This window comes from Chryseobacterium sp. JV274 (genome assembly GCF_903969135.1).
In the GTDB taxonomy this organism is placed as follows: domain Bacteria; phylum Bacteroidota; class Bacteroidia; order Flavobacteriales; family Weeksellaceae; genus Chryseobacterium.
Map to the genome: position 1 here is coordinate 1,831,846 of NZ_LR824569.1, position 25,473 is coordinate 1,857,318.

Sequence of the window (25,473 nt, forward strand, 5' to 3'; positions counted from 1 at the left end):
TGATTACTATGAAAAATTTAAAAAAATTAAAGAGAAATCAGCTTGTGATGATCAGTGGTGGTGACACTCCTTATGCATTATGTGATATGGATGGCAATTGCCCACCAACAATAGGCTCTTACTATTGCAGTGATGGAACCTGCTACAGAGTTTCCGGCGGCGGCGGTGGCAACCCTGGATGTAATGAACCAATGCGTCTTTGCCAGGAATGGGAAACAGGATGCGGATGCGTTTATATGTAAAATATTCTTGTTAGATAAAATTTTGTTGAGGGCGGTTTTTACCGCTCTTTTTTATGACCTGTTGCTAAGGTATAATCTCCGGCAATTTCATTAATTTCGCAAAAAACAGAATTTCTCAATATCATGGAAAATCTTCTGAAATATATCAGATTACTCACTCCATTTTCGGACAAAAGCTGGGAAATACTTCAACCTGCTCTATCGGAAAGGAATTACAGGAAAAATGAACTGATGTTACAGAAAGATGAAGTCTGCAACACTTTATTTTATATCGATAATGGGTTTTGCAAAAGCTATTATGAAATAGACGGAGATATCAAAAACACCGGGTTTTTCTTTGAAAATGAAATCGTCACCAATATCAGCAGCTTTGGGAACGGTCAAAAATCTGAATTTAATATCATCGCTTGTGAAGACCTGCATGTTGTTATCTTTGATAAAACAAAACTATTTGAAGCAGCCAGAAATGCACCCGAAATTGAAACTTTAGGACGCCATTGTATTCGCCAGTTTGCATCCAGACAAGAAGAATTTTCAAATCTGTTCAAACTTTATACAGCAAAACAAAGACTGGAATATATTGAATCCAAGCATCCGGAAATGCTGCAACGTATCTCGCTCACTCAGCTGGCTTCATTTCTTGGAGTAGCAAGAGAAACATTAAGCAGAATCCGGAAACGAAGAATTACCCGTTAATACATTACATCCAAAACTATATATATGAAAACACTAATCTGGCAGGGAATTCTTTACCAATCTCTTGAATATTTTAATTTACTATCTGATGATAAAAGCTATACTGCAGAATCAAAAATCATTGGTTGCTATGAAGATAAAATCTTTGCTGTAAACTACAGCATTCTTATTGATAAAAACTGGATTGTTCAGGATTTTTTGATCGAATCCGAGATCAATACTATTAAAAGCAAACTTGCAGGAAAAAGAATACAGGATCAATGGGAAATCAACAATACCATAAGCCCTGAACTCAATGGTTGTGAGTTTATAGACATTTCCCTCACTCCATTTACCAATACTTTACCGATCAACAATTTAAAACTGCAGGAAAGTATTTCTCAAAAAATTGATGTTCTTTATATTGATATATTAAATCAGCAAATCAGGCCTGTTCAACAAGAATATACAAGGACAGCATCCCATAAATATCTGTATGAAAATATTGAAAATGATTTTAAAGCTGAAATTTCAGTCGATGAAATGGGATTAGTCATTAGCTATCCAGAATTATTTGAGAAAATCGCTGAACTCTAATCTCATAATTTTTTAATCTTAGTAATAAACATCCCTTTACAATTGTTATTACTATATGAAAACAATTTCTTTCCTACTCTTTTTGTTCATATCTCTGGCTGTCGTTTCAGCTCAGAATCATCATTCTGAAGGTTTTTATGAAACTTCAGATCATGTAAAGATCAAATACAAAGTCTCCGGAAAAGGAGAAGCCTGTTTCTATGTTCCCGGAGGTCCCGGGCAGGGCTATCCCTCTTTTGAACTGATGGGAGGGAATAATCTGGAAAAAAGCATGCAGATGGTTTATATGGATCAGCGGGGTTCCGGCGCATCCGGCACTTCGGAAAACTATCATCTCGATAAAATGGTTCAGGATATAGAAGAAATGAGACAACATCTCCATTTGAAAAAAATCTTTCTGCTGGCCCACTCCTTTGGGGGAATCATTGCCGTCAGTTATGCAAAAAAATATCCTCAGCATACGAAAGGACTCATTCTGGCGAATGTTACCTTACATTTCCTGAATGATGAATCAGTCAAAGAACAGATTGAATATGGGAACAGTCTTTTACATACAAAAACCAGGGCTGTTTCTAAAGACAGTCTTTCATCAGAACTTTCAAAAATCAGCAGTGCGTTAAGGAAAAAAAGAATCGGATATAAATTTCTGACCGAAGATATTGAAACTATAAAAGAATCTGATAAGATTGACTCTCTTCATCCCCGAATTATCGACTTTGGAATGGCAGTCATCTCAAAACCCAAAGATTTCCCGGAATATTATGCCGATTACGCTCCTATCACAAAAGATATTCATGTTCCTGTATTGATTATTACCGGAAAAAAAGATAAAGCAGTAGGAACCCAGCACTATAAAACATTTAGTTTTCCCAATCAGAAAATAGTTTCTATTGATGGCGGGCATCTTTTGTACTATGAAAAAAATAAAGAATTTGTGAATGCTGTCAGTCAGTTTGTGAATACTGCAAAGTGATATTGTATTGACTATTTTACAGATATTAAGTTTTTGGCGCGGCCTCCGGCCGCGCCAAAAACTTAATCAATATTCAAAGATTAAAAACAAACCCGGCTGTTTCATTTGAAACAGCCGGGTTTTATCTATTTTAATTCCTGATTAAAAGCAGGCAATCATTAAAATTTAAGATCTCCATTCACTTCTCTTACTGCATTAGCAGCTTCAGCGAATTTCAATTGCTCCTCAGCAGTCAATGTTACGTTTACAATTGATTCTACTCCGTTTGCTCCAATGATTGCTGGAACACCAAGACAGATATCATTTTGACCGTATTCTCCTTCAAGCATTAAAGAACAAGGGATCATTTTCTTCTGGTCACATGCAATCGCCTGAACCATTACAGAAACTGCTGCACCTGGAGCATACCAAGCTGAAGTTCCTAATAATTTCGTAAGAGTAGCTCCTCCTACTTTAGTTTCTTCGATTACATATTTTTGTTGATCTTCACTTAAGAATTCAGTTACAGGAACACCGTTTCTTGTAGCTTTGCTCAATAACGGAAGCATACCTGTATCACTGTGAGCAGCAATTACCATACCGTCAACATCAGAAATTGGAGCTTCTAATGCTTCAGCCAATCTGTATTTGAATCTTGCAGAGTCTAATGCACCACCCATTCCGATGATTTTGTGCTTAGGAAGACCTGAAGTCTTGTGAACAAGGTAAGCCATAGTATCCATTGGGTTAGAAACCACGATGATGATTACTTCCGGAGAATGTTTTACTAAGTTTTCAGTAACTTCTTTCACGATACCAGCATTGATACCGATCAATTCTTCTCTTGTCATTCCAGGTTTTCTAGGAATTCCTGAAGTGATTACTGCTACATGAGAACCTGCAGTTTTGCTGTAATCTCCTGTTGTACCCGTAATTTTTGTATCAAATCCGTTAAGAGATGCTGTCTGCATCAAATCCATTGCTTTCCCTTCAGCAAACCCTTCTTTAATGTCTACCAAAACTACTTCTGAACAGAAGTTCTTCATTGCGATGTATTCCGCACAGCTTGCTCCTACAGCGCCTGCACCTACTACAGTTACTTTCATATTGTTACTTTTTAAAAATTATTTTTGTTAGTTAAGTTTAAATTTGAAACTCCCCAAATTTAACAATTCCTGAAAAAATGCGCAATTTTTCAGGAATTTAATTAGAATTAAAATAAATTAGTTGACGTTCAGTAAAAACGTGTACAGCTTTTTCGCACCAGAAAGCACTTCTTTGTAGTTTTCTTCAGCTACCTCCGTATCCAGAACTTCTTTAAAATTTTTCCACATAGGTCCTGTATTTTCCTGATAACACCCGAAAAAGTTGAATGTAACCTCATCAAAACCTTCCGTTTTGGAAAGCTGTTTGGCAATTACGTTCCCACCAAGGGTAGAACCTTCAATCACATACATAGCTCCTAGCGCTTCATGCTCGTTATTGAACTCCAGGTTATGAGATACTTCCTGATTTTCCAGAGAAAGGCTTTTCAGATCTTTTTCAATAAGTGAAAGCTTTTTTCTTGCATCAAGCTGAAGTTTCTCTGCATATTTCCCGGAAAGACTGCTGAATATTTTGTCTTCACTGTGAAGAAGCATCAGGTAATTGGTATGGATGATTTTTTTATAATCCTCTAAGGTGAAAGTTTTGTTAAAAATCTTTTCAGAATTAAAAAGTTTCTCTGCTGCATCGTGATAATCTGCCGTATTCTGTTTAAGATATTCTGATACCATAAATAACGTTTTAAAAGTTTCTCAAATATAAGGCTTTTTGAACGTTAAAATAAAGGAAGTTCCTTCACTGCTGCTTTCATAATCCACATTTCCTCCTATCCTTTTCATGATACGGTGTACAATGGACAGCCCTACTCCGTTTCCTTTAAATTTCTTCGCATTATCCATCCTGTTGAAGATTTTAAACATCTTATGTTTTTCCTCCTCAGGAATACCGATTCCATTGTCGGAAACTCTGTAAATAATAGTCTGGCCATCTTCTCTCCCTTCAATTTCCACTTTCGGAAGCTCTTTGTGGGAAGAATATTTCACGGCATTATTGATAATATTCAGGAACACCTGATGAAGCATTGTTTTATCAGCCAGTACATCCGGACATTCCTTAATGATGATTTCACTATTTGGACTGCCATAGGTCATCTTGGCATTTTGAGATATTTTTTCAATAGTATGAGCCGTTTTCAGGCTTTCAAGCTGTATTTCACTATGCTTGGCGCGGCTGAGCTGCAGTACATCATGCATCATTTCCGCCATATTATCTATTTCCTCAATAATCGTATTGATCTTGTTTTTGCTTTTTATAGAATCATCAGCAAGATTTCCCAAAAGCATTTGTGCATTCAGTTTCATTACCGTAAGAGGCGTTCCCAGGTCATGCGAAATGGTATAAGAAAAACTGTCAAGTTCATCATTTACCTTTTTCAGCTCATCATTAAGCCTTTTGATTGCATTATAATTTTTGTGTGAGGTTTCTAAAATCAAATCTCTTACCGCCTGTACAGCACTCACATTTCTGGAATTCCATCTTTTAGAATTTCCTTTGATATTTTCTGTAAAAATACGGAAGGAGGTTCTAGGTGATATCATCTGCTTTTCTTCTCCGTTTTGAGAAAAGACACTTATCTTTTTCTCAGGATTCCCGGCCCAGTTGATGTGTTCATCAAACTCTTTCCGGAACCAGATCAGCATTTCATTTTTCTCCTTTTCTATAAAATAAATAACGATACCTGCAGCATTGTCAGACAGATCCAGTTCATCACCGTGCTCTTTAAGAAAGTTACGGCTTACATAGATTCTCTCATTTGTATTCCCCAGTGCCCATTGGACAATTCTGTTGATACTTTCCGGATTAGGAGTTTTACCATCTGTTATGATACTCTCATCCGAAACAATGGCAAGCCCATCCGCCTCAGGCAGATTTCTGATCTCTGTCTTACACTCAATAAGAGAGTCGAACAGGTTATTATGTTTTAAAAACTCCGTTTTAAGCTGAGACACTTTCTCATTCAGTTCCAAACGGTAGTTCAGTTCACTCTTGGATTTAAAAGATGAATAAGCATTAGCAGCCAAAGCTGTAAAAATTCCTGCCTGTACCCTGTCCTCAAGGTCAATATGCTTAGGTTCTACATTCTGGCAGGTTACCAATCCCCAAAGATGATCATCAATAATAATGGAAACACTGAAGCTTGAAGCAGCGCCTGCATTTTTAAGATACTGCCCGTGAACGGGTGACATACCTCTGGATGCTGAGTAAGTAAGGTCAATCTTTTCAGGGCTCCTGCTTAAAATAGGAACCGTATCTGCATATACATTGCTGAAGATTCTTTTTCTTTTTTTCAGATAAAGATCGCGTGCCTGTTTTGGAATATCGGATTCCGGATAATGAAGTCCCAGAAAGCTTTCCATATTCTCATTTTTCTTTTCGGCGATTACTTTTCCTGAACCATCCATCATAAATTTGTAGACCATCATCCGGTCATAGTTTACCACCTTCGACAGGGTTTCCAGAAGATGATTCCAGAGCTCCTTTTCATTATCGATGATATAAAAATTATCGTATTTATTCGAAATTCGTTTATTGGGGTTAATCAGGACTTCTTCAAACTCCATAAAAATATAAAGTTCACTTCTGAAAACAGAAAAATGGTACTCTGTATCACCAATAAAAATCTTATCAAAATAAGTTTCATTCTTCCGTCTGGTAAACTTATCCAATGAAGTATAGATTTCTGAATCAATAATGCTTTGAAAACTTTCCGGAAAGTCAGTAAGCTGCCTTCCGAACAGTTCCTCTGAACTCCCGATTTTAAATATATCCGAAATATTCCTGCTAAAAAAAGTAATGGTACGGGATTCCGCATCAATGCCAATCAAATAACCAAAACTTTGTATAGAACCCGGAATATGGATAGGTTCTTCATGGCATTCTATAAAATTCATATATCTCTTCAGTCTATCTATCAAATATAACGTTTTTTGGAACAGCTTCCTATTTTGTGGTACGTAGATTTTAAACTTCAGTCTATCAAATGTTCAAGAGAAAAATCAGTTTAAAAAAAGGCCGAAAAACACATTAAAATATTCTTCATTTTTTCCCACTTTTAATGTCATATATCTAAAATATACAAAAAAATATCCAATAATCCAATTATCATGCTTTAACTATGATTCATAACATGATTTACACATTATTAACCTTAATAATTATTTTATTTAAACAAATTTATCTAAATTTATATCACCAAATAATGAATATGATCAAAATTAATTGAATTATTCACAATAAATTCAATACAAAATTTAAATTCAAATAATACTATTATGAAAAAGTTCCCATTAATTTTATTTTCTCTGGTCCTCTCTATAGGATTATGGAATCCATCGGAAGCATGCACAAGAGTGGTTTACAAAGGGCCTCAGAATACCGTTATTACAGCCCGTTCTATGGACTGGCGTGACGAAATCCCTGCGAACCTGTGGGTTTTCCCAAAAGGAATAGACCGCAACGGGCAGGTAGGCTCTAAATCTGTAAAATGGAACTCCAAATACGGAAGCCTTATCAGCTCTTCCTGGGATATTGCATCAGCAGACGGAATGAACGAAAAAGGACTGGTTGCCAACCTGCTTTGGTTAGGAGAATCCCAGTACCCGAAATTCGATGGAAAAGGAAGTAAAAAGGGACTTGCCATATCATTATGGGCACAATATTATCTCGATAATTTTGCCACCGTAAAAGAAGCAGTAGAATTTTCACGAAAAGAACCGTTTGTTATTGTAAGTGATTATATTCCGGGAACAGAAAGATTTACAACAGTCCATCTTTCCATTTCCGATGCTTCAGGAGACAATGCTGTATTTGAGTATATTGCCGGTAAACTGGTCATTCATCATGATCCATCTTATACGGTAATGACCAATTCTCCTGTTTTTGAAGAACAGCTGGCCCTTAACAATTACTGGAAAGGAATTCCGGGAACAGTTATGCTTCCGGGAACCAACCGCGCTGCAGACCGCTTTGTACGAGCTTCTTACTATGTGAATGCAATTCCGCAGACTGCCGATACCCGTACAGCGGTGGCCAGTGTTTTCAGTGTCATCAGAAACTGTTCCGTTCCTTACGGAATCACCTCTGCAACAGAGCCTAATATTTCTTCAACAAGATGGCGTTCTGTCTCGGATCAGAAAAACCTGGTGTATTATTTTGAAACGGTTTTCACACCGAATACTTTCTGGGTAGATCTTAAAGATTTCGACCTGAGCTCTAAGGGAAAAGTAATGAAACTGGATCTTAGTAATAATAACACTTACAACGGTAAATCCAACGCAAATTTTAAAGAATCTGCACCGTTCACATTCTTAGGATTAAAATAGATATTTTACCACAAACCGCTTACGCTTATGCAAAAACAATCTGCCCTCAGCAGATGAAAAGACCTAAGTATGCAGCACTATAATTGAATGTGTAGCCACTCCTTTCCTCGGGATAGATGCCAAATCAAAGATTTGACAGATAGTTTAAAATACTTGTCTTTCATTTAAGTGCATGCAGGAAAGTAATGGTAAAATAAAGTTTACAATAAAAAAACAAAAATAGATATGGCCTTTTTTTCGATTAAAAAGAAAAGCCTGATCCTGTGCATGCTGGCCTGTGGGTTATCAGCTTATGCGCAAAATCAGGATTCTCTGAAGACCACCCCACCTCCACAGGAAGAAGACAATGTAAAATATCCGCAGCTGCAGATCAAAGGCCTTTTTCAGGCACGTTATCTCGTGGGGATGTCCAAGGATGTTGATGTCAACGGACTCCATCATACCGATGGTTCCGGAACGGATAATAATTTCATGCTCAAATACATGAGGATTCAGGTACGGGCACAGATCAGTAAACGTACAGAAGTTGTTGTTTTGGCCAACCTTGCCGATTTTAAAAATGATCCTAAAAGCAGAGTTCTTGAAAATGCTTATCTGAAGTACACCTTCAATCCGAAATTAGCAATTACGGTAGGACAGTTCAGACCTTGGTTCGGTATCGAAGAAACTTACCCTATTGATATTATTAAATCTTTAGACTGGTCCAATCAGTATACTGAATTCGGAAAACTGGGCTGGACGAGTTTCCAGATCGGAATGTCTGCTACAGGACAGCTTCAATTAGGAGAAATCCCTTTCCAATATGCTGTTTCGGTAGTCAACGGAAATGGAAAGAATCAAATCAATGACAACGATAACGGAAAACAATATTCTACCCGTCTGGTTTTTGGACTCTCCAAAAAATATAATTTTAACGTAGGACTAAATGCGGGTACCGGGGAAGTTTTTAGCAAAAAAGTATATGCTCTGGGAGTAGATCTGAGTTCACTGATCCAATTTGATCCAAAATGGAGCCTTGATATGCAGCTGGAAGCCAAACAGGCGACCAACCACGTTCTGTACAATTCCATTGCCCCTGAACTACGCCCTGATAATCCTGATCAGTATCTGATTCGAGGAGCTTATTTTCTTCCGAATTTAAGATATGAGATCAACCATAAGAACCTCAGTGCTTTTGAATTATCATGCCGGTACGAATACCTTGATACCAATTTCAGAATGGCTTCCAACCCAAGACAAACGATCACTCCTATGTTCGGATTGGAATTTTTGAAAAATTACGGTGCAAGAATTCAGTTGGGGGTTCAGTTTGACCGTTACAAATATCAGGTGGAAAATACATCACAATACAATAACAATCTATTCATTGTGCAGGTACAGAGTAGATTCTAAACGATTAAATAGTTAGTATCATGAAAGAAATTAATATCAAAAACGTAGCGATTACATTTGCTGTTGCGTTAATCATATGGTTCATTCCTGCTCCGGAAGGTGTTGCTGAGAATGCCTGGCATCTGTTCGCCATCTTTGCGGCAACTATTTTAGGGATTATTCTTAAAGCAGCACCAATGGGTACAATGTGTATGATGGCCATTGGTTTTACAGCCCTTACGCAGGTTGTGGCTCCGGGAGATGCTGGAAAATCTATTACCAAAGCGCTTTCCGGTTTTGGAGATAAAGTAATCTGGCTGATCGGGATTTCATTCTTTATTGCCAGAGGATTTATCAAAACGGGACTTGGAAACCGTATTGCCTTTCTATTCATCAGGATTTTTGGTAAAAGTTCATTGGGATTGGCTTACGGATTAGGACTTGCCGATGTTTGTCTGGCCCCTGCTATTCCGAGTAATACAGCGAGAGGAGGTGGAATTATCTACCCTATCATGAAATCTATGGCTATCAGCTTTGATTCCGTTCCTGAAAAACCTGAAACCCACAGAAAATTAGGATCATTCCTAACGTTGAACAGTTATTATATGAACCTCATCGCTTCTTCTATGTTCCTTACCGGGACAGCAAGTAACCCGATGTGTCAGAAATTTGCAGCGAACCTGGGTATTGATATTACATGGATGTCATGGGCTGCTGCAGGTTTCATTCCTGGTGCGGTAGCCTTCTTTGTCGTTCCTTTGGTATTGTACAAACTATACCCGCCTGAACTGAAAAAAACAGGTGATGCTCCGAAAATGGCAGCTCAGAAATTAAAAGAAATGGGACCTATCTCTAAAAATGAATGGCTGATGTTACTGGCATTTTTCATTCTGTTAGCCCTTTGGATATTTGGCGGAGCACTTTCTATTGATGCAACCACTACTGCATTTATCGGATTAACATTATTGCTGTTAACCTCAGTATTGACCTGGGAGGATGTAAAAAGTGAAAAAGGAGCATGGGATACCATTGTTTGGTTCGCTGTACTGGTGATGATGGCAAGTTCTTTAAATGAACTGGGTTTCATTGGCTGGTTCAGTAACCTTATCAAGGTACAAATTGGAGGTCTGAGCTGGCAGGTAGCTTTCCCGGTTATTATTGTAGTCTATTTCTTCAGTCACTATATTTTTGCCAGTGCTACCGCTCACGTAGCAGCTATGTATGCAGCATTGCTGGGTGTTGGGGTTTCTTTGGGAATTCCTCCTATGCTATTGGCGATGATGCTGGGTTTCATGGGTTCTATTTATGGGGTACTTACCCATTACGGCCATGGCCCGGCTCCGGTATTCTTCGGAAGCGGATATGTAGACCTGAAAGCATGGTGGGTCAGAGGTCTTGAAATAGGGATCGTTCTATTGATCATTTATATGGTTGTAGGAGGATTGTGGATGAAAGTCTTAGGATATTATTAATCATAAAATAAAAAATATGTTATCAACACTGTCAAGAAAAATGCTGATGTGCCTTACAGGACTCTTTTTGGGATTCTTCCTGTTGATTCATTTTCTCGGAAATCTTCAGCTTTTTCTGCCACAAGAACAGGCGCACCTGCAATTTAATGCTTATTCGCATTTTCTATCCGGAAATATTATTATCAAAATAGTTTCTTATGTTTTGTATGCCAGTATTATTCTACATGCTGTAGACGGGCTGATCATTACGTTAAAAAATAAAAAGTCTGGTGGCGGTTATCAGTCGGACAGACGTGGAAGAGCCAGTAAATGGGCTTCCAGAAATATGGGAATTCTCGGGACATTAATCCTGATCTTCCTGGTGATCCATTTCCAGAACTTCTGGTATATCTACAAATTCGGAAATCCGCCTTTGGATGAAAACGGAAATAAGGATCTGTACATTCTAGTAGTGAATGTCTTTAAAGAATGGTGGTACGTTATCATTTATGTTTTATCAATGATTGCTTTATGCTATCACCTGATCCATGGGATACACAGTGCTGTAAGAACATTGGGGCTCTATCACCCTAAGTTTGTACAATGGTTCAAAACTATAGGAATTGCCTATTCAATCATTATCTGTGTAGGTTTTGCATTGATGCCGGTGTATGTATTCTTTACTTATCATTAAACAGAACGGTCATGATTTTAGATTCAAAAATACCACAAGGCCCATTAGAACATAAATGGGATAATTATAAAAAGAAAGCAAAACTCGTTAACCCTGCCAACCGCAAAAAACTGGATGTCATTGTAGTAGGAACAGGACTGGCAGGAAGTTCCATTGCTGCTTCTTTGGGAGAAATGGGATATAATGTTAAATCATTCTGTTTCCAGGACAGCCCGAGAAGAGCACACTCTGTGGCAGCCCAGGGAGGTGTGAATGCTGCAAAAAATTATAAAAACGATGGTGACAGTATCTACCGGATGTTTGTAGACACACTGAAAGGAGGCGACTTCAGAGCCCGTGAAGCGAATGTATACCGTATGGCAGAGTGCTCTCTGAACCTCATCGATCAGGCCGTAGCTCAAGGTGTACCTTTCGGACGTGAATATGGGGGATATCTGAATAACCGTTCCTTCGGAGGGGTTCAGGTAAGCCGTACTTTTTATGCGAGAGGACAAACAGGGCAACAGCTTCTTCTGGGAGCTTATCAGGCTTTGATGAGACAGGTTGGAAAAGGTTCTGTACAATTGTTTTCAAGACATGAAATGCTTGATCTGGTCACTGTTGATGGGAAAGCCAGAGGAATTATCGTAAGGAATTTAGACACCGGAGACATTGAAAGACATGCAGCCCATGCTGTAGTATTGGCAACGGGAGGGTATGGTAAAATCTATTACCTGTCTACCCTTGCCATGGGATGCAATGGCTCTGCGATCTGGAGAGCCCACAAAAAGGGAGCTTTAATGGCTTCTCCAAGCTGGATTCAGGTGCATCCTACTTCTCTTCCACAATCCGGAGATTATCAGTCTAAACTGACCTTAATGTCTGAATCATTACGTAATGACGGTCGTATCTGGGTCCCATTGAAAGAAGGTGAAAACAGACCTCCGAATAATATTCCCGAAAATGAAAGAGATTATTACCTGGAAAGAAGATATCCGGCTTTCGGAAATCTTGCTCCGAGAGATATTTCTTCCCGTGCAGCAAAAGAAAGAATTGATGCAGGTTTTGGAATCGGGCCTTTGAAAAATGCAGTGTATCTCGATTTTTCAAAAGCAATACAGGAACAGGGGAAAGATAAGATCAGTGAAAAATATGGAAACTTATTCGATATGTATCTGAAAATAACAGGTTATGATGCGTATAAAGAACCTATGATGATCTCTCCGTCTGCACACTTTTCAATGGGTGGACTTTGGATAGATTACGAGCTGATGACTACTATTCCGGGATTGTTTGCCCTAGGTGAAGCTAATTTTGCGGATCACGGAGCCAACAGATTGGGAGCCAATTCTCTTTTACAAGCTTCTGTAGACGGTTATTTCATTGCTCCTTACACCATTGCGAACTATTTGGCAGATGAAATTCATACCGGAAAAATTTCACCGAACACTCCTGAATTTGAACAGGCAGAAAATGCCGTTAAAGAGCAGATTCGTGATTTTATCAGTATTAAAGGAACTAAAACCGTTGATTATTTCCACAAAACATTAGGAAAACTCCTGTATGATTATTGCGGACTGGCCAGAAATGAAGAAGGTCTGAAATATGCCATTCAGGAAATCAGAAAACTGAAAGAGGAATTTTATAAGGATGTAAGGGTTTCCGGGCAGGGAGATAAAATGAATACCGAACTGGAAAAAGCAGGCCGCGTTGCCGATTATTTTGAAATCGGAGAACTGATGTGCTATGATGCCTTAACCCGTAACGAATCGTGCGGAGCGCATTTCCGGGAAGAATTCCAGACTCCGGACGGGGAAGCGATGAGAAATGATGCGGAATACCAGTTTATCTCCGCATGGGCGTGGACAGGTGAAAATGGAGAACCTGAACTGATTAAAGAGCCTTTAACCTTTGAAGAAATTCAGCCAACGGTAAGAAGTTACAAATAAAAACAGAAAATTATGGATTTACATCTTAAGATATGGAGACAGAAAGACAGAAAAAGTGATGGAAAACTGGTGGGCTACGACCTGAAAGGATTGAACTCCCATATGTCTTTCTTAGAAATGCTGGATACCTTAAACGAAAAACTGATCATTGAAGGTGATGAGCCTGTAGAATTTGATCACGACTGCCGTGAAGGAATCTGTGGACAATGTGGAATGATGATTAACGGTATTGCCCATGGTCCTCTGAAAAATACAACCACCTGCCAGCTTCATTTACGGTCTTTTAAAGATGGGGAAACGATTCTGATAGAACCTTTCCGTGCTGAAGCTTTTCCGGTGAAGAAAGATTTAAAAGTAGACCGTTCTGCTTTCGATAGAATTATATCTTCAGGAGGTTTTGTGTCTGTAAACACAGGCCAGGCTCCTGACGCTACAGCCATTCCGGTGACTCACCAGACTGCTGAAGAAGCTTTTGATTCCGCAGCCTGTATCGGATGTGGGGCTTGTGTGGCTACGTGTAAAAACGGAAGTGCAGCATTATTTACCTCTGCAAAAATCACCCATATGGCCCTTCTTCCTCAAGGGAAGGAAGAACGCAGTAAAAGGGTTCTGGATATGGTGGCTCAGATGGACACCGAATTATTCGGGCACTGTTCCAATACAGAAGCCTGCGAAGTGGAATGTCCACAAGGAATTTCCGTACTCAATATCGCCAGAATGAATTTTGAGTATAGCAGAGCTTTATTTTTCAGGAAAAAAGCTTAGATCAATAAAAGAAGAACGCTAAAAATGATAATGTTTGAAAGGGTAAATCTGCAATGCAGGTTTGCTCTTTCTTTTTATGATTTACTTCTGCTCATTCATTATGGCCACAACCCTTGCCGGAGCTGCAGAACCGCCTACAATCTTTAATGGAAATACACAGATTTTAAATCCGGACGGAGGTAATGCACTGAGATTCGTAAGCTGCTCGATGTGTAAATATTCTTTTTCAATTCCTACACGGTGTCCTTCCCAAAAGAATTCAGGATCATTGAGTTCTTTGGCTTTTTTAGCCATATATCTTAAAGGAAGATCCCAGCCCCATTGATCAATTCCCATTACTTTTACGCCCTGGTCAATCAGCCACTCTGTAGCTTCTTTGCTCATTCCTGTACCTTTTTCTACAAAATCTGAAGTTCCCATCATCTTATCTCGGTCAGTTCTGATCAGTACAATATTTCCTTCCTGTATCATGATTCCATTTTTGTCAAGGTCTTTTTTGAGATCATCTACGGTGATAGCCACAAAATCTTCTTTATGAGTACAGTCAATCACAATTCCATCCCCATAACACCATTCCAGAGGAATCTGATCTATGGTTTTTGCCGGTTTACCTTCTACTACTGGACCATAATGCCATGGAGCATCAATATGAGTGGTGGCATGAAGTCCCATATTTTTAATCGTGTCATCTGCCCAGCCCGTCCAGTTTTTAGGAAAAAGTCTTGAGGGCAGTCTTAACGCCAGACGAATCAGCCAATGTGATTTTCTGTGTGCTTTATGTTTGATTTTCACCCTCATGAACCATGGGTCTCCTGCATTATATTGAATGGGTTTTGTCAGATCAACAATTGTCGTTTTCATATGATTTAGCTAATAAAACAAAGATAGCGAATATGATAAAAAGAAGAATAAATGGAATATTTGTTTGAGTTAAGAATCTGATCAGTACATAAAAAAGATCAGCTAATTACTGATCTTTTTCTAATTCTATTGGGTTTTCATATTTTTTATTTTCTTCTCGTTCTTTTTCTCTCTGTCTTACCATTTCCTGACCTTTTATTATTGTCGTTCCATAACTTGCAAGTACAGCAGCAGAATTTGCTTCTGCATTTCTTAATGCTTGTTTTAATTTTTGTTGTGTTGTTTCTATAGCTTCAGTATATCTGTTTTTCTTGATGGTAACTAACTTTCCTTTTAATTTAGATGCAGGTATAGATTTTACCAGTTCAAAATCAAAATCTCCTTTATCATCTGTTATTTTGACAATTAATCCTGGTAATCCACTAAATTTATATGGACCATAAGGCAATGGAATTTCAGGAGAATACCATGCTATCCAGTTTCTTCCTTTAAAGGTAACTTCTGCTTTTTTGCAATTAATTGTATTGATCACTTTAGACTCATTAATAAGTTTCCAATTCTTTATTATTGGTTCTTTATAAGTAAGTAAAGACATTCCAACTAATCTAAAATATTGTATATTTTCATTAGATTGAATTATGGTAAAAGATAAACCTGTTTTTGGAATCACTGTTCCTTTTTTCCAACCAAGAGTGATACTACCATCAGCATTCTTTGTTGCTGTTCCTGAAGCCGTCATTACAGAATCACACTTAAGTGATATATTACTTGCGAAAAATGCACGGTTATTCCCTATCTGTAATAAAAATTGTTCCTCATGTTTATAATCAGTTCGTGAATCGAATTTAGCTTTTAATTGGTAAGTAAATTCACCATGAAGAGTATCCTGTCTGTATGATTGTGCATAAGATAAAACACTATAAAATAAAATGAATATTTGTATTAGTTTTTTATGGTAATGCATAAGAGATATTTTTCATTATAAAATTGCACTTATAGTCTTAATTTTCACTATAAGTGCATTAATTTAAGCTAATTAGGCTAGATTATTACTAGGACCATAGTGAGAAGCCGACTTACAATAATTTGCTTCAAGAGCTTCAACCCACGCATTTGCTTGCTCTGCTGTCCAATCTTGAGTAGTTGTAGCTTGTACACCGCAAGAAGTTTCAGCATACCAAACTTGACCTCCTTTTACAGATTTAAGGTTTTCACGAGTCATTTTTTTTAATTTTTTCATAAAATATGTTTTTAATCAGGTCTCAAATATATACAACTAACTCATATCTATAGGATATTTTTTATTATGTTAAGCAGTTGTTTATCTGATAAAAACATATTTTTCACTTAAAAAATTTTCGTATAAAATTGAATTGATTTTATCATATTTCCTACACAAAAAGTATTCATTAAAAAAATGCTTTTTATTATTCTTGATTATGTTAAATAATTAATTTCAAACAGAAATTTTCACATATAAAGTCTAAAGGTTGTTTAATTATTTTGACGCATTACCATCAAATTTAGCATTTTACCCTTTTGCTTTTTTGCCTTTTCCTTAAAACCCTTTAGGAATCATAATCTTCTTCGGATCATTCTCATCATACATGATTTCAATAGTTCCGGATTTAGGAACAGAAGAGAGGTTCAAAAGACTGACAATTTTCTTGTAAACAGTAATATGTTCTGTTCCTCTGAAATCTTTAAAGCTCACCTGAAACATAATCTGCGGCTGATCATTGACAAGAAGACCTGTCTGGCTTACACTGATAATATTGGCTTCAGCATTTCTTCCTGAAAAGAGGATTCGTTCTTCTTTTTTATTTTTAAACAGCCTGCTGATGAGTAACTGAAAAACCAAAATATAAATAAGAGTCATTACTCCACTGAAAACAATCGGATGCATGAAGGTCAGAAATCTCCAGCCAAAATCAAAGGATTCCCGCATATAAAAGTAATAGTAAAGTCCGGTTATGTAAACAATCATCAATACAGCAAACACAATTCTTAAAACGATTCCTGAGGTATTGAAACCGACTTTCTGATCACTTAAAATAAAGTAAGGTTCCTTTGAAACATTGGGATTTAACAGTACTTTCACCTTATTTCCGACATCAAACCTTTTTTCCTGTGGTTTGGAGTCGTGAAACATCATTTCATGTTCAATTCCTGTATTTCTGAGATTCGGAAATGAAAGTACAACCTGAATCATATTCATATTGGTTTTCGGAATATACTTCAGGAGTTTATAGTTCATGATTTTTGCTTCTCTTGGAATTCCGTTCCGCAGTATGGATTGAATCATATTCTTCTCTTTAAAGGTTTTTATAAAAAGTATATTGATAAAGAAAAGAATCACATACAACCATATAAGCAAAGAAAAACCGAGATACCCATAGCTCACAGCTAATGAATTTCTCGGTTCTGTTGCAAGTTCCTCACCCATCATATAGATGAAAATGGGAAAAGGAGCACTGAAAAAAAAGAAAAAAGCCCCCCAGAAAATGATCAAAAATTTCATAACGTTTATTTTGTGTGGTGAGATAAAGTTATGATTTCTTATTGAACGGGAGATATCTTTTTACACCTCTTTTTCGAAATAAAGTCTGTAGTATTTTCCTTTATCATCTTCTCCGGTTTCAATTTTCTGTCTGTCTCCGTGGATGTAGATGTGGAAATTTTTATCCAGTTTAATGATACTTTTAAAATGTCTCTGAGTCTTTTTTACCGCAGCTTCACTGATCGGGAATTCTTCAGCAATGTTCACCTGCATTTCCTGTTCGTAATCTGTTTTAAAGTTGACAAAACTTTCAATCACGTGTTCATCTCCCAATACTTCACTGGCAAAATCATCTAACTTAAATTCTTCTTTTTCTTTGAAGAAATTGATAGACTTATTAAGGAAGTCCGCCTGGTCTGCTTTGGAAACTTCAAATTCCTGAGGCAGCTGTTTTGTGATATAATCTTTATAGACCATCAAAGCCTCCTGCGTGTGAAAATATTCATCATCACGCTGTTTTACCTTCAGGAAATCTTCGAACCAATAGTACATATCTCCGTTTTTGTTGTTGTCAACTACAGAAAGTACATATCCGGTTTCTTTATCATTGTTGTAGATCAAAGCGGCTTTATCAATTTTAGATAAACCAATTCCCTGATCTTTTTCAATATCAAAAGTTTCTTCTGAAGGGTTGATTTTCAGGAAAGATTCTCTCTTCTCTGTTTTGAAGATCCCGATCTTGTCTACTTTATCAGGACGGTCACTTTCATCTTCAAAAAGTACGATAAAAAGTTCTCCACTCTGAACTCTTGGGTTTTCGGCAGCATCAAAAAGGTGTTTTGCAATATTCTCCGACTCCCAGATGAACTTGGATTTATCCTCAAAAATTTCAGATACGGCACTGTAAACCGGATTATTCACCAGGTAGGTGTCACTGTAAAAATGAAAAGTTTCTTCTGATTTAAAGGAACCTAAAAAGTAATCTTCAAGCATTTCTGCCATTCCTTCTTCCAGCTTCAATTCTTCCTGGGAAAGCGTCAGGGAATCTCCATTGATCTTATTTCCTACTCTGTGTACTATTATTTTTGAAAACATTTTTCTGAATATTTGGACTGCAAAGATATTCATTCTTATTCTTTCTGCGAAACCTAAAAATTTTCATTTTATTCTGGGTGAAATTTTATCCCACTGTATCATTCTGAATGAAATGAAATGTAGTGAAGAATCCCATAAACCTGAATATCAATTAGATTATTCATTCGTCAGAATGACAACAGCTAAACCATTTGGCCTTTGAAACAGTCCCAATTCTCAGTCGTTCGTTTGTAATAGGCTTGATAATAGAAGTTTTTGGCTTTCATTTTTCCAAATTGATAAAACCCTTATCATTTTGACATGCTTTTTTGTTTTAAAAATTCAGCAACAAATACATAATTGTTTAAATATCAAATATTTAAATAAAACATATTTCTAACGGAATACCATTGGCATCATGATTTGAAAACATAGAAAAATGGACTTAAAGACATTAAACAGACTCGATAAGCTGAGAAGATTAAAAAGCAGAGGACCTGAAACTCCAAAATGGCTGAAGCCCTATCACCTGCTCTTTTTTGCTTTTTTAACCATTTTCATCTTTGGCGCCATCATCAGAATGCTGGAACAGAATCACCATTAAAATATAATATTATGAATTACCTACAAGCCGTAAAGGAAATCACCGACGTGGTTCCCGATTTCGAAAAAGAAGTGAAAGAAATTAAAATTCAAAACTCATACAGCATCATCCGCACTTTCACGGAGCGCATTAAAAACATGATCCACCAGAATGACAGAAATCTGCTGTTCAGAAGTTTACAGAAAATGGACAAAATTTATACTGACGGAGATACCGTATTAAAAAATGCTATTGAGACCACTTTCATCTATTCTCTGGACAATTGTACCGCTTTCTGCAGTGAAGAATACAGAAAAGTGATTTTTAGTCACATTTCTGCCAACCTTCAGAAGGTATATTCAAGACAAATTTACAGTCATGGTATATAAAGGTTTTATTACATTTTTTATCTGTTTCATTACAAAGTGTTTAAATTAAACAAAATTAAAAATAACTCACAATCAATAGATTATGAAAAATAAAATAAGAAGAATTTCAGACTGGAAAACCTGGAAATCTACGACTAGCAGACACAATACAGAGATATTACTCACTCACATCGCTGTAATAGTATGTGTATTTATTTTTGCGGCCTGTCTTTAAATTTTGGTATACATTTCGCTGCAATATAAAGTGTTTGAAAAATTCTTAATTATGATGAAAGTACAAATGCAAACTATTAATCAAAAAATAGCTGTTGAATACTTAAAATTTTTCTATCCGCCACTTCGCAAGGAAATCACACAATTGTCTGTTCAGGACAATTTCGCTGGAATCATGCAGGCTACCGTGAATTATCTGAAGAATCTTTTACAGGAATCTAAAATCAGCATTATTGCCCATCACCTTAAACTGATGGACTCAATCTATAAAAACGGGGATTCTTATGTAAGAACCATGATTGAAAATCTGTTTGTAAGATCTTTTGAAAGCTTCAAAAAACACGCAAAGATTCAACATTGGAAACTCCTTTATCAATATATGCCTGTAAGCTTCCAGATCATTTATAATGAGCAGCAGAAGCAGGATATGATATATTTTGGAAAATAACATGTAAAACAAAGAGCAAAAAGGCAGATAAGTGAATTCTCCTTTTTGCTTTTTTGTTCTGTTACTGACAAATCACACCCTTTCCTATTTCACCAATACGTGCAAAACCCTTACTTTTGCAAAAAAATAACGATGAAGTACCCTTTTTACGCAGCAATGATAGGCCTCTCTCTGGTTTCGTGTGGAAATAATGATAGCACCATTGACGATCCGAAGCCAATTGATAAAGAAATGTATCAATTTGAATTCAAAAGCTATGCTGTAAAAGGAACCACTCTTTATACCGGATCATTCGGAAGTAAATCTAATCCTGATGAGTCTTATCTGAACAAATACTGGAGCACGTATCAGGAACCTGCCTGGAAAAAGATAAGCCTTGATCTTACCAACAAGACCATCAAACTGATTTCCGAAACCTCATCTACAGACTTCACTTATAGTTTCACGATTGTAAATGACTCCGTACTCATCAAAGAGAATACTACTAATAAACCAACTTATATTGGTGATTTCAATAAAAATACGTCCTCATTCACTTTAAAAAGAACTTACAGATACGTTAAAAGAGTACCCCGAACCGATGGAGAAGGGATGCTGATTACTAAAAGTGCACATTTTGGAACAACCCAGTACGAAAATATTTTTGGGAATATATTTACCACTCCTTCTGAAATGGTAAAATCAGGAGATCAGGTTTTATGGACAAATATTGAATATTACTACAAGAAGTTTTAATCAATCGATGATATAATAAAAATCCCTCCAATGAACATGTTGGAGGGATTTTCTATTTTTAAAAGTCTTATTTCGTCACAAACACTTTCTCAATGGTCTGCGATTCTTCTTTACTCAGTTTTGAGGATTTCCCCAGTTTAGCAATAAAAGCACTTACTTCTTCCGGGGTTGCCGGTGATCCCAGATTTTGCGCTTTATCATCAAAAGAATCTGCCAATACTTCTCCTTTTGGGTTCAGAACCAGCCAGAAAGGAAGTCCGGCATTTTCACCTTTATATTTATTCATCAATTCCTGCCCGCCAGGGTTTTCAAGACTTTTCTTTTCGCCTCTTTCCTGAACATCCACATAAGCAGTGACGAATCTTTTATCAAAAATAGGTTTGGCTTCAGGAAGATTCATGTTTTTTTCCATCATCTTGCACCATTTGCACCATGAAGCATGGAATACCAGTAAAACATTTTTATTGTCTGCTTTAGCTTCTTTGAAAGCTGTATTTAATACTATATCTGCTTTTTCCTGTGCTGCTCCTAACTGAAATAAAAACAGTGTAACAACGATAATAATTTTAGAGTATTTCATTCTGAATTTTTGTTTAAATCTACACGAATTTAGGCATTTAATCGTTCAATTATTTTATTTAACTTTAAATATTATTATAAAGAATGGGATATAAATATTTTTACGGTTTTCTTCTAGCTTTCAGCTTTGCAGGATATAATGCTCAGGTTTCCGATGCGGTAAAAAAGCTGGCACAGCCTTTAGATACTATTTCTTATGCTGAATCATCTCATATCGGAGTCGGTGGAGAAGAAAGTAAAATTTATAATCAATTTAAAAAAGTTGCCAAAATAGCGAGCAATGACGAGCTCTATTATTTTGCGATGAATGGGAGCAATGCATTAAAATTATATTCAGGGAAAGAATTGTTTAAAAGAAAGGATAAAAGATTTTTAGACATCTATACACTTTACTCCAGAAACCCTTTAAAAATGGAGTATATTTTAGGTTGCACCATAGATAGTAAAAATATTACAAAGTTTTTGAAAGATGAAGTATATACTGCTCCACAATATATTTCATTACGGGATGGGTTATTAAAAAATAATAAACAAGATGAAATAAGAAAAATACAACTCAAGCAAATTAAAGAAATGGGCTATGGTAAGCTTACGGAAGGAGATGTCAGGACAGTAAAGAAAGATTTGGAGAAAATTGATCAAAAACAAAATTAGTTTCCCTTATGTAATACAATACGCCTAAAGTTTCATCCCATTCAATATATTAACTTTTAGTAAGTTTACAAAATGATTGAAATAAAAAAATATTCTAATCAGTCAGGACATCCTGAGCCAAGACGGGTCATCAAATACACATTATTCTGGTGTGATCATGGAAGTGCTGAAATCCTGATTGACGAAAATATTTTCATCCTGAAAACCGGCCAAACCATAACCATTACTTCAGGGCAGTTTCATCAATTAAAATCGGTGGAAGGAGAACTTACGGCATTAGAATTTACCCTGGACTTCTTCTCTAAAAGTGACAGTGATATTGAACTTATTTTTCACAATGGGCTTTTTTGTCATTTTGGAATGAATGAAATAATTACTGTACTTCATCCCGAATTTTTCTCTGAAACACTAAACACCATTGAAAAGGAAATTCTGGAGCAGCCTTATCAGTATCTCATTTCGACACATTCCCTGGTAGAATTGCTGTTGGTAGAAATCAACCGCAGCAAAATTGCCAACGGTGATGAAATATGGAAACCGGACGCTTTATTCTTAAAGTTCCTGGAAAGTGTCAGGACTCATTTTAAAAATAATTACCAGGTTTCTCATTTTGCTGATATCCTTGGAACCACTGAAGCCAAGCTGAATGAGGTTTCAAAACTCCATACAAGCAAAACCGCCCAGAATGTCATCTACAGCCTTATTATTTCTGAAGCGAAGAGACTTTTACTCTATGAAAAACTAACAGTGAAAGAAATTGCATACCTTCTTGGTTTCAACGATCCTTTCTACTTTTCAAATTTCTTTAAAAAACATACATCCCGTTCTCCAAAAGATTATCAGAAAGCAGTAAAGGAAATTTAAAAGAAATCAGGATGGGAATCAGATACAAAAGTTGGAGAAATCTGTAATTCTGGATTTTATAAAACGCAAAGATTTATTTTCAATTCCGTTTTATCTTAAGTGAGCAAAGAAGTGAATCGATATTCAATCGATTTTGATGAAGCATGTGCCTAAAGCTGTACTCTAATTTATAGCTAAATGTCAATATACCGAATTCTCCACAGGATTTGAGATTCATCCAGGATGGTTTATACATTATCATCGCTTACAGCTTACAGCCTTCTGCTTCCCTTCATACAAATATTCTATGCTTTTCCCGGAATTGTCTATTCTTTAGGCAATGGTTTTCGCTGAACTTTGTACCTGTAATTAAAATCTAAAAATAAGGTATGAAAACTCAACAGGACACTGCCGTTTTTTTGTTAAGGATAGCTCTGGCATCCGGATTTTTATCTGCTGTAGCAAGCAGGCTGAATCTTTGGGGAGCTCAATCTTCAGGATGGAAAAAATTTGTCGGCTATACTGCTGAAACGAATTCATTCTTACCGCAGTCATGGGCTTCCATAATTGCCATATTATCTACAGCTGCTGAATTATCAATCGGTATTCTGCTTCTTATAGGGTATAAGATAAAAGGCACAGCACGGTGCGCCTCTATTCTTACTTTATTTTTTGCGGTTGCGATGAGTATTTCTTTTGGCATTAAAGAGCCTTTGGATTATTCTGTCTTTGCATTCAGTGCCGGAGCATTTCTTCTGAGTACTTTCTCCCGCTATCAATGGAGTCTAGACCAATTTCTACAACAATAACAATTAAAATTTATATATCATGAACACCAACATTCACGATTACATCGTAAAAACAGAACAAAAAGAATGGCAGCCTTTAATTGAAAAAGGGATTCATTATGAAGGTATTTTTGTAAAATCTTTAAAATTTGATCCGGAGAAAAACCGCTCTACCAGCATTCTTTTAAAATTTGAACCGGGAGCCAGCTATCCTTATCACAATCATCCTGCCGGAGAAGAACTGTTTATCATGGAAGGTGACGCTGCTATTGCAGGTGCCCAGCTTGAAAAAGGAGATTATTTGTACACTCCGCCGAATTTTAAACATTCCGTGAAGTCGGAGCATGGGTGTACTATTCTTTTTGTGATCCCTGAAGAAGTAGAGATTCTTTAACCCATTAAAAACAAAACCACAGTGAAATATTTTACTGTGGTTTTCTCTTATAAAATATTGCAGCATTACACTGGCATTTTTATTTCAAGGCGGCTTTGTTTGATGATACAGGTCTGAAATTAATTAAAGTTTTTTTCTTTCTCACAATATCCACCAGAGTCTGTACTGAAAAAGTGAGAATGATATACAGTACAATCAGCACCGACACATACCCAATTTCATGTTGTCTATACCCAAAAATTCCTTTTCCCCAGGAGATCAGTATCCATTGGATCATGTACATTGAGGTTAAATTTCTGCTGCAGTACTTCAGAACACGCATAAAGCCATTTTCCTTAACGTTTGCAGTTATTGTATTGATCAGCCATAAAAACAGTAAGGTCCAGCCTGCAAAATAAATAACCCCGCCAGGCCCCATATGATAAAATCCGTTGTAATTATAATCACCATACAGAAAAACCAACGGTGCACCTATGGCAATAAACAACAGTCCTACATACAGCATATTTCTAAATACCAGTTTGATGTTGTAGTTCAGTTCCTGAAACCATTTACCGAAAAACATTCCGATGATAATAAAAGCCATCCATGGGAAAACAGGAAAATAGACATATGCCGGATAATCTGTATTGAAAAGAAGATCCAGAACATAATTGATCACAGGATAGTCAAGATTAATTCCGCTCACTTCTCTGGATATCAGTGCAACGAATAAGCCTATCGCCAGAATAATATATTTATTTTTCACATACTCTCTGATAAACCCAACGAACAGTAAAGACATCCCTGCCAGCTGTAAAATATCACCCAGCTGTACCAGATATACATACTGCTGCCCTATAGGAGCATGCCATCCGTATTTCTGGATAAAATTATCGGGAGCAAAATTAAAAATAACAGGGATCATAAATTTCATAAAATTCATAAAGAGACCTGCAAACACCAGTAAAACACCCCGTTTTAATGCACTTTTAAGACTTTGATGAGTGGAAGTCATAAAGGTAATTCCCATACAGATCAGGAAAATGGAAGTTCCTCTTCCGAGAAAAACAATAAAACTGCCAATTGCTGTTTCATATTGTGATTTTACATTGGCGTATACCAGTAAGGTATGTATAATGATCATTCCGATAACACTTATACCTTTTATTAAATCCAGAGTGAGGATTCTTTTGTTTTGTTGTTCCATAGTTTTATTTAGTGAAAATTGTGGATTAGATGGATAAAATTGTATTCATTAATTTTTCGTTAAACAATATTTTTATTTATTCTAAATAAAAATCAAATATACAAATTAAAACCACTCCTTAT

At 36.6% G+C, this 25,473-nt stretch carries 29 protein-coding genes; 19 read left to right on the forward strand and 10 right to left on the reverse strand.

The window, feature by feature from the left end; all coding sequences use genetic code 11:
* Nucleotides 1–8: 8 nt before the first annotated feature.
* The 4 genes from CHRYMOREF3P_RS08500 (at nt 9) to CHRYMOREF3P_RS08515 (ending at nt 2,487) form a co-directional block, all read left to right on the forward strand.
* The gene (locus tag CHRYMOREF3P_RS08500; protein WP_180564385.1) at nt 9–242 is read left to right on the forward strand and encodes a hypothetical protein; all 234 of its coding nucleotides are present in this window, start codon (nt 9–11) and stop codon (nt 240–242) included.
* Nucleotides 243–365: 123 nt separating this feature from the next.
* A complete protein-coding gene (locus CHRYMOREF3P_RS08505) occupies nt 366–938 on the forward strand; it encodes a Crp/Fnr family transcriptional regulator (protein ID WP_180564386.1) in 573 nt (190 codons plus the stop codon).
* Between the two features lie 24 nt (nt 939–962).
* Nucleotides 963–1,514, forward strand: coding sequence for a putative glycolipid-binding domain-containing protein (locus CHRYMOREF3P_RS08510; RefSeq protein ID WP_180564387.1), 552 nt, complete (start codon nt 963–965; stop codon nt 1,512–1,514).
* Nucleotides 1,515–1,569: 55 nt separating this feature from the next.
* Nucleotides 1,570–2,487, forward strand: coding sequence for an alpha/beta fold hydrolase (locus CHRYMOREF3P_RS08515; protein ID WP_180564388.1), 918 nt, complete (start codon nt 1,570–1,572; stop codon nt 2,485–2,487).
* Between the two features lie 158 nt (nt 2,488–2,645).
* Here the strand turns inward: CHRYMOREF3P_RS08515 and CHRYMOREF3P_RS08520 are convergent, their stop codons facing one another.
* From CHRYMOREF3P_RS08520 to CHRYMOREF3P_RS08530, 3 genes are all read right to left on the reverse strand, one after another.
* A complete protein-coding gene (locus CHRYMOREF3P_RS08520) occupies nt 2,646–3,572 on the reverse strand; it encodes a malate dehydrogenase (protein ID WP_045500033.1) in 927 nt (308 codons plus the stop codon).
* Nucleotides 3,573–3,689: 117 nt separating this feature from the next.
* Nucleotides 3,690–4,241, reverse strand: coding sequence for a biliverdin-producing heme oxygenase (locus CHRYMOREF3P_RS08525; RefSeq protein ID WP_180564389.1), 552 nt, complete (start codon nt 4,239–4,241; stop codon nt 3,690–3,692).
* Between the two features lie 21 nt (nt 4,242–4,262).
* Nucleotides 4,263–6,485: an ATP-binding protein gene (locus tag CHRYMOREF3P_RS08530; protein WP_232538992.1), complete on the reverse strand. Its 2,223-nt coding sequence runs from the start codon at nt 6,483–6,485 to the stop codon at nt 4,263–4,265.
* Between the two features lie 357 nt (nt 6,486–6,842).
* On the opposite strand from CHRYMOREF3P_RS08530, the gene CHRYMOREF3P_RS08535 reads away from it, so the two are divergent.
* The 6 genes from CHRYMOREF3P_RS08535 to CHRYMOREF3P_RS08560 all read left to right on the forward strand — a co-directional run bounded on the left by CHRYMOREF3P_RS08535 (nt 6,843) and on the right by CHRYMOREF3P_RS08560 (nt 14,101).
* Nucleotides 6,843–7,892, forward strand: coding sequence for a linear amide C-N hydrolase (locus CHRYMOREF3P_RS08535; protein WP_180564390.1), 1,050 nt, complete (start codon nt 6,843–6,845; stop codon nt 7,890–7,892).
* Between the two features lie 225 nt (nt 7,893–8,117).
* Nucleotides 8,118–9,284: a porin gene (locus tag CHRYMOREF3P_RS08540; RefSeq protein WP_047387125.1), complete on the forward strand. Its 1,167-nt coding sequence runs from the start codon at nt 8,118–8,120 to the stop codon at nt 9,282–9,284.
* A 20-nt stretch (nt 9,285–9,304) separates the two neighbouring features.
* The gene (locus CHRYMOREF3P_RS08545) at nt 9,305–10,735 is read left to right on the forward strand and encodes an anion permease (RefSeq protein ID WP_180564391.1); all 1,431 of its coding nucleotides are present in this window, start codon (nt 9,305–9,307) and stop codon (nt 10,733–10,735) included.
* A gap of 16 nt (nt 10,736–10,751) precedes the next feature.
* Nucleotides 10,752–11,408: a succinate dehydrogenase cytochrome b subunit gene (locus CHRYMOREF3P_RS08550; RefSeq protein ID WP_047387121.1), complete on the forward strand. Its 657-nt coding sequence runs from the start codon at nt 10,752–10,754 to the stop codon at nt 11,406–11,408.
* 11 nt (nt 11,409–11,419) lie between these two features.
* The gene (locus tag CHRYMOREF3P_RS08555) at nt 11,420–13,336 is read left to right on the forward strand and encodes a fumarate reductase/succinate dehydrogenase flavoprotein subunit (RefSeq protein ID WP_180564392.1); all 1,917 of its coding nucleotides are present in this window, start codon (nt 11,420–11,422) and stop codon (nt 13,334–13,336) included.
* Between the two features lie 12 nt (nt 13,337–13,348).
* The gene (locus CHRYMOREF3P_RS08560; RefSeq protein ID WP_077419312.1) at nt 13,349–14,101 is read left to right on the forward strand and encodes a succinate dehydrogenase/fumarate reductase iron-sulfur subunit; all 753 of its coding nucleotides are present in this window, start codon (nt 13,349–13,351) and stop codon (nt 14,099–14,101) included.
* An 81-nt stretch (nt 14,102–14,182) separates the two neighbouring features.
* On the opposite strand, the gene CHRYMOREF3P_RS08565 is transcribed toward CHRYMOREF3P_RS08560, so the two are convergent.
* From CHRYMOREF3P_RS08565 to CHRYMOREF3P_RS08585, 5 genes are all read right to left on the reverse strand, one after another.
* Nucleotides 14,183–14,962 (reverse strand): cyclase family protein, encoded by a 780-nt coding sequence (locus CHRYMOREF3P_RS08565; RefSeq protein ID WP_180564393.1) that lies wholly within the window; start codon nt 14,960–14,962, stop codon nt 14,183–14,185.
* 106 nt (nt 14,963–15,068) lie between these two features.
* Nucleotides 15,069–15,926 carry a GLPGLI family protein gene (locus CHRYMOREF3P_RS08570; protein ID WP_180564394.1) on the reverse strand — a complete coding sequence of 286 codons (858 nt, stop codon included), beginning with the start codon at nt 15,924–15,926 and terminating at the stop codon, nt 15,069–15,071.
* A gap of 72 nt (nt 15,927–15,998) precedes the next feature.
* Nucleotides 15,999–16,202, reverse strand: coding sequence for a bacteriocin-like protein (locus CHRYMOREF3P_RS08575; RefSeq protein WP_077419309.1), 204 nt, complete (start codon nt 16,200–16,202; stop codon nt 15,999–16,001).
* 318 nt (nt 16,203–16,520) lie between these two features.
* A complete protein-coding gene (locus tag CHRYMOREF3P_RS08580; protein ID WP_180564395.1) occupies nt 16,521–17,483 on the reverse strand; it encodes a hypothetical protein in 963 nt (320 codons plus the stop codon).
* 60 nt (nt 17,484–17,543) lie between these two features.
* Nucleotides 17,544–18,557 carry a nucleoid-associated protein gene (locus tag CHRYMOREF3P_RS08585; RefSeq protein ID WP_180564396.1) on the reverse strand — a complete coding sequence of 338 codons (1,014 nt, stop codon included), beginning with the start codon at nt 18,555–18,557 and terminating at the stop codon, nt 17,544–17,546.
* A gap of 418 nt (nt 18,558–18,975) precedes the next feature.
* On the opposite strand from CHRYMOREF3P_RS08585, the gene CHRYMOREF3P_RS08590 reads away from it, so the two are divergent.
* From CHRYMOREF3P_RS08590 to CHRYMOREF3P_RS08605, 5 genes are all read left to right on the forward strand, one after another.
* The gene (locus tag CHRYMOREF3P_RS08590; protein WP_232538993.1) at nt 18,976–19,140 is read left to right on the forward strand and encodes a hypothetical protein; all 165 of its coding nucleotides are present in this window, start codon (nt 18,976–18,978) and stop codon (nt 19,138–19,140) included.
* 11 nt (nt 19,141–19,151) lie between these two features.
* Nucleotides 19,152–19,508, forward strand: coding sequence for a hypothetical protein (locus CHRYMOREF3P_RS08595; protein WP_180564397.1), 357 nt, complete (start codon nt 19,152–19,154; stop codon nt 19,506–19,508).
* Between the two features lie 82 nt (nt 19,509–19,590).
* Nucleotides 19,591–19,722, forward strand: a complete 132-nt coding sequence (locus CHRYMOREF3P_RS24255; protein ID WP_262889597.1) for a hypothetical protein — start codon at nt 19,591–19,593, stop codon at nt 19,720–19,722.
* A 51-nt stretch (nt 19,723–19,773) separates the two neighbouring features.
* Nucleotides 19,774–20,169 (forward strand): hypothetical protein, encoded by a 396-nt coding sequence (locus tag CHRYMOREF3P_RS08600; RefSeq protein ID WP_180564398.1) that lies wholly within the window; start codon nt 19,774–19,776, stop codon nt 20,167–20,169.
* Between the two features lie 132 nt (nt 20,170–20,301).
* Entirely contained in the window at nt 20,302–20,904 is a 603-nt protein-coding gene (locus CHRYMOREF3P_RS08605) for a hypothetical protein (RefSeq protein WP_180564399.1), read from the forward strand.
* Nucleotides 20,905–20,971: 67 nt separating this feature from the next.
* On the opposite strand, the gene CHRYMOREF3P_RS08610 is transcribed toward CHRYMOREF3P_RS08605, so the two are convergent.
* Nucleotides 20,972–21,484, reverse strand: coding sequence for a thioredoxin family protein (locus CHRYMOREF3P_RS08610; protein ID WP_180564400.1), 513 nt, complete (start codon nt 21,482–21,484; stop codon nt 20,972–20,974).
* Between the two features lie 83 nt (nt 21,485–21,567).
* Between CHRYMOREF3P_RS08610 and CHRYMOREF3P_RS08615 the strand changes: the two genes are divergently transcribed.
* The 4 genes from CHRYMOREF3P_RS08615 (at nt 21,568) to CHRYMOREF3P_RS08630 (ending at nt 24,162) form a co-directional block, all read left to right on the forward strand.
* Nucleotides 21,568–22,137, forward strand: a complete 570-nt coding sequence (locus CHRYMOREF3P_RS08615; protein WP_180564401.1) for a hypothetical protein — start codon at nt 21,568–21,570, stop codon at nt 22,135–22,137.
* Nucleotides 22,138–22,209: 72 nt separating this feature from the next.
* Entirely contained in the window at nt 22,210–23,001 is a 792-nt protein-coding gene (locus CHRYMOREF3P_RS08620; protein ID WP_180564402.1) for an AraC family transcriptional regulator, read from the forward strand.
* A 368-nt stretch (nt 23,002–23,369) separates the two neighbouring features.
* A complete protein-coding gene (locus CHRYMOREF3P_RS08625) occupies nt 23,370–23,789 on the forward strand; it encodes a DoxX family membrane protein (protein ID WP_077419299.1) in 420 nt (139 codons plus the stop codon).
* A 19-nt stretch (nt 23,790–23,808) separates the two neighbouring features.
* On the forward strand, nt 23,809–24,162 hold the full coding sequence (locus CHRYMOREF3P_RS08630) for a cupin domain-containing protein (RefSeq protein ID WP_180564403.1): 354 nt from the start codon (nt 23,809–23,811) through the stop codon (nt 24,160–24,162).
* Between the two features lie 79 nt (nt 24,163–24,241).
* Here the strand turns inward: CHRYMOREF3P_RS08630 and CHRYMOREF3P_RS08635 are convergent, their stop codons facing one another.
* Complete coding sequence (locus tag CHRYMOREF3P_RS08635) at nt 24,242–25,351, reverse strand: heparan-alpha-glucosaminide N-acetyltransferase domain-containing protein (RefSeq protein WP_180564404.1); 1,110 nt, start codon at nt 25,349–25,351, stop codon at nt 24,242–24,244.
* Between the last annotated feature and the right edge of the window lie 122 nt (nt 25,352–25,473).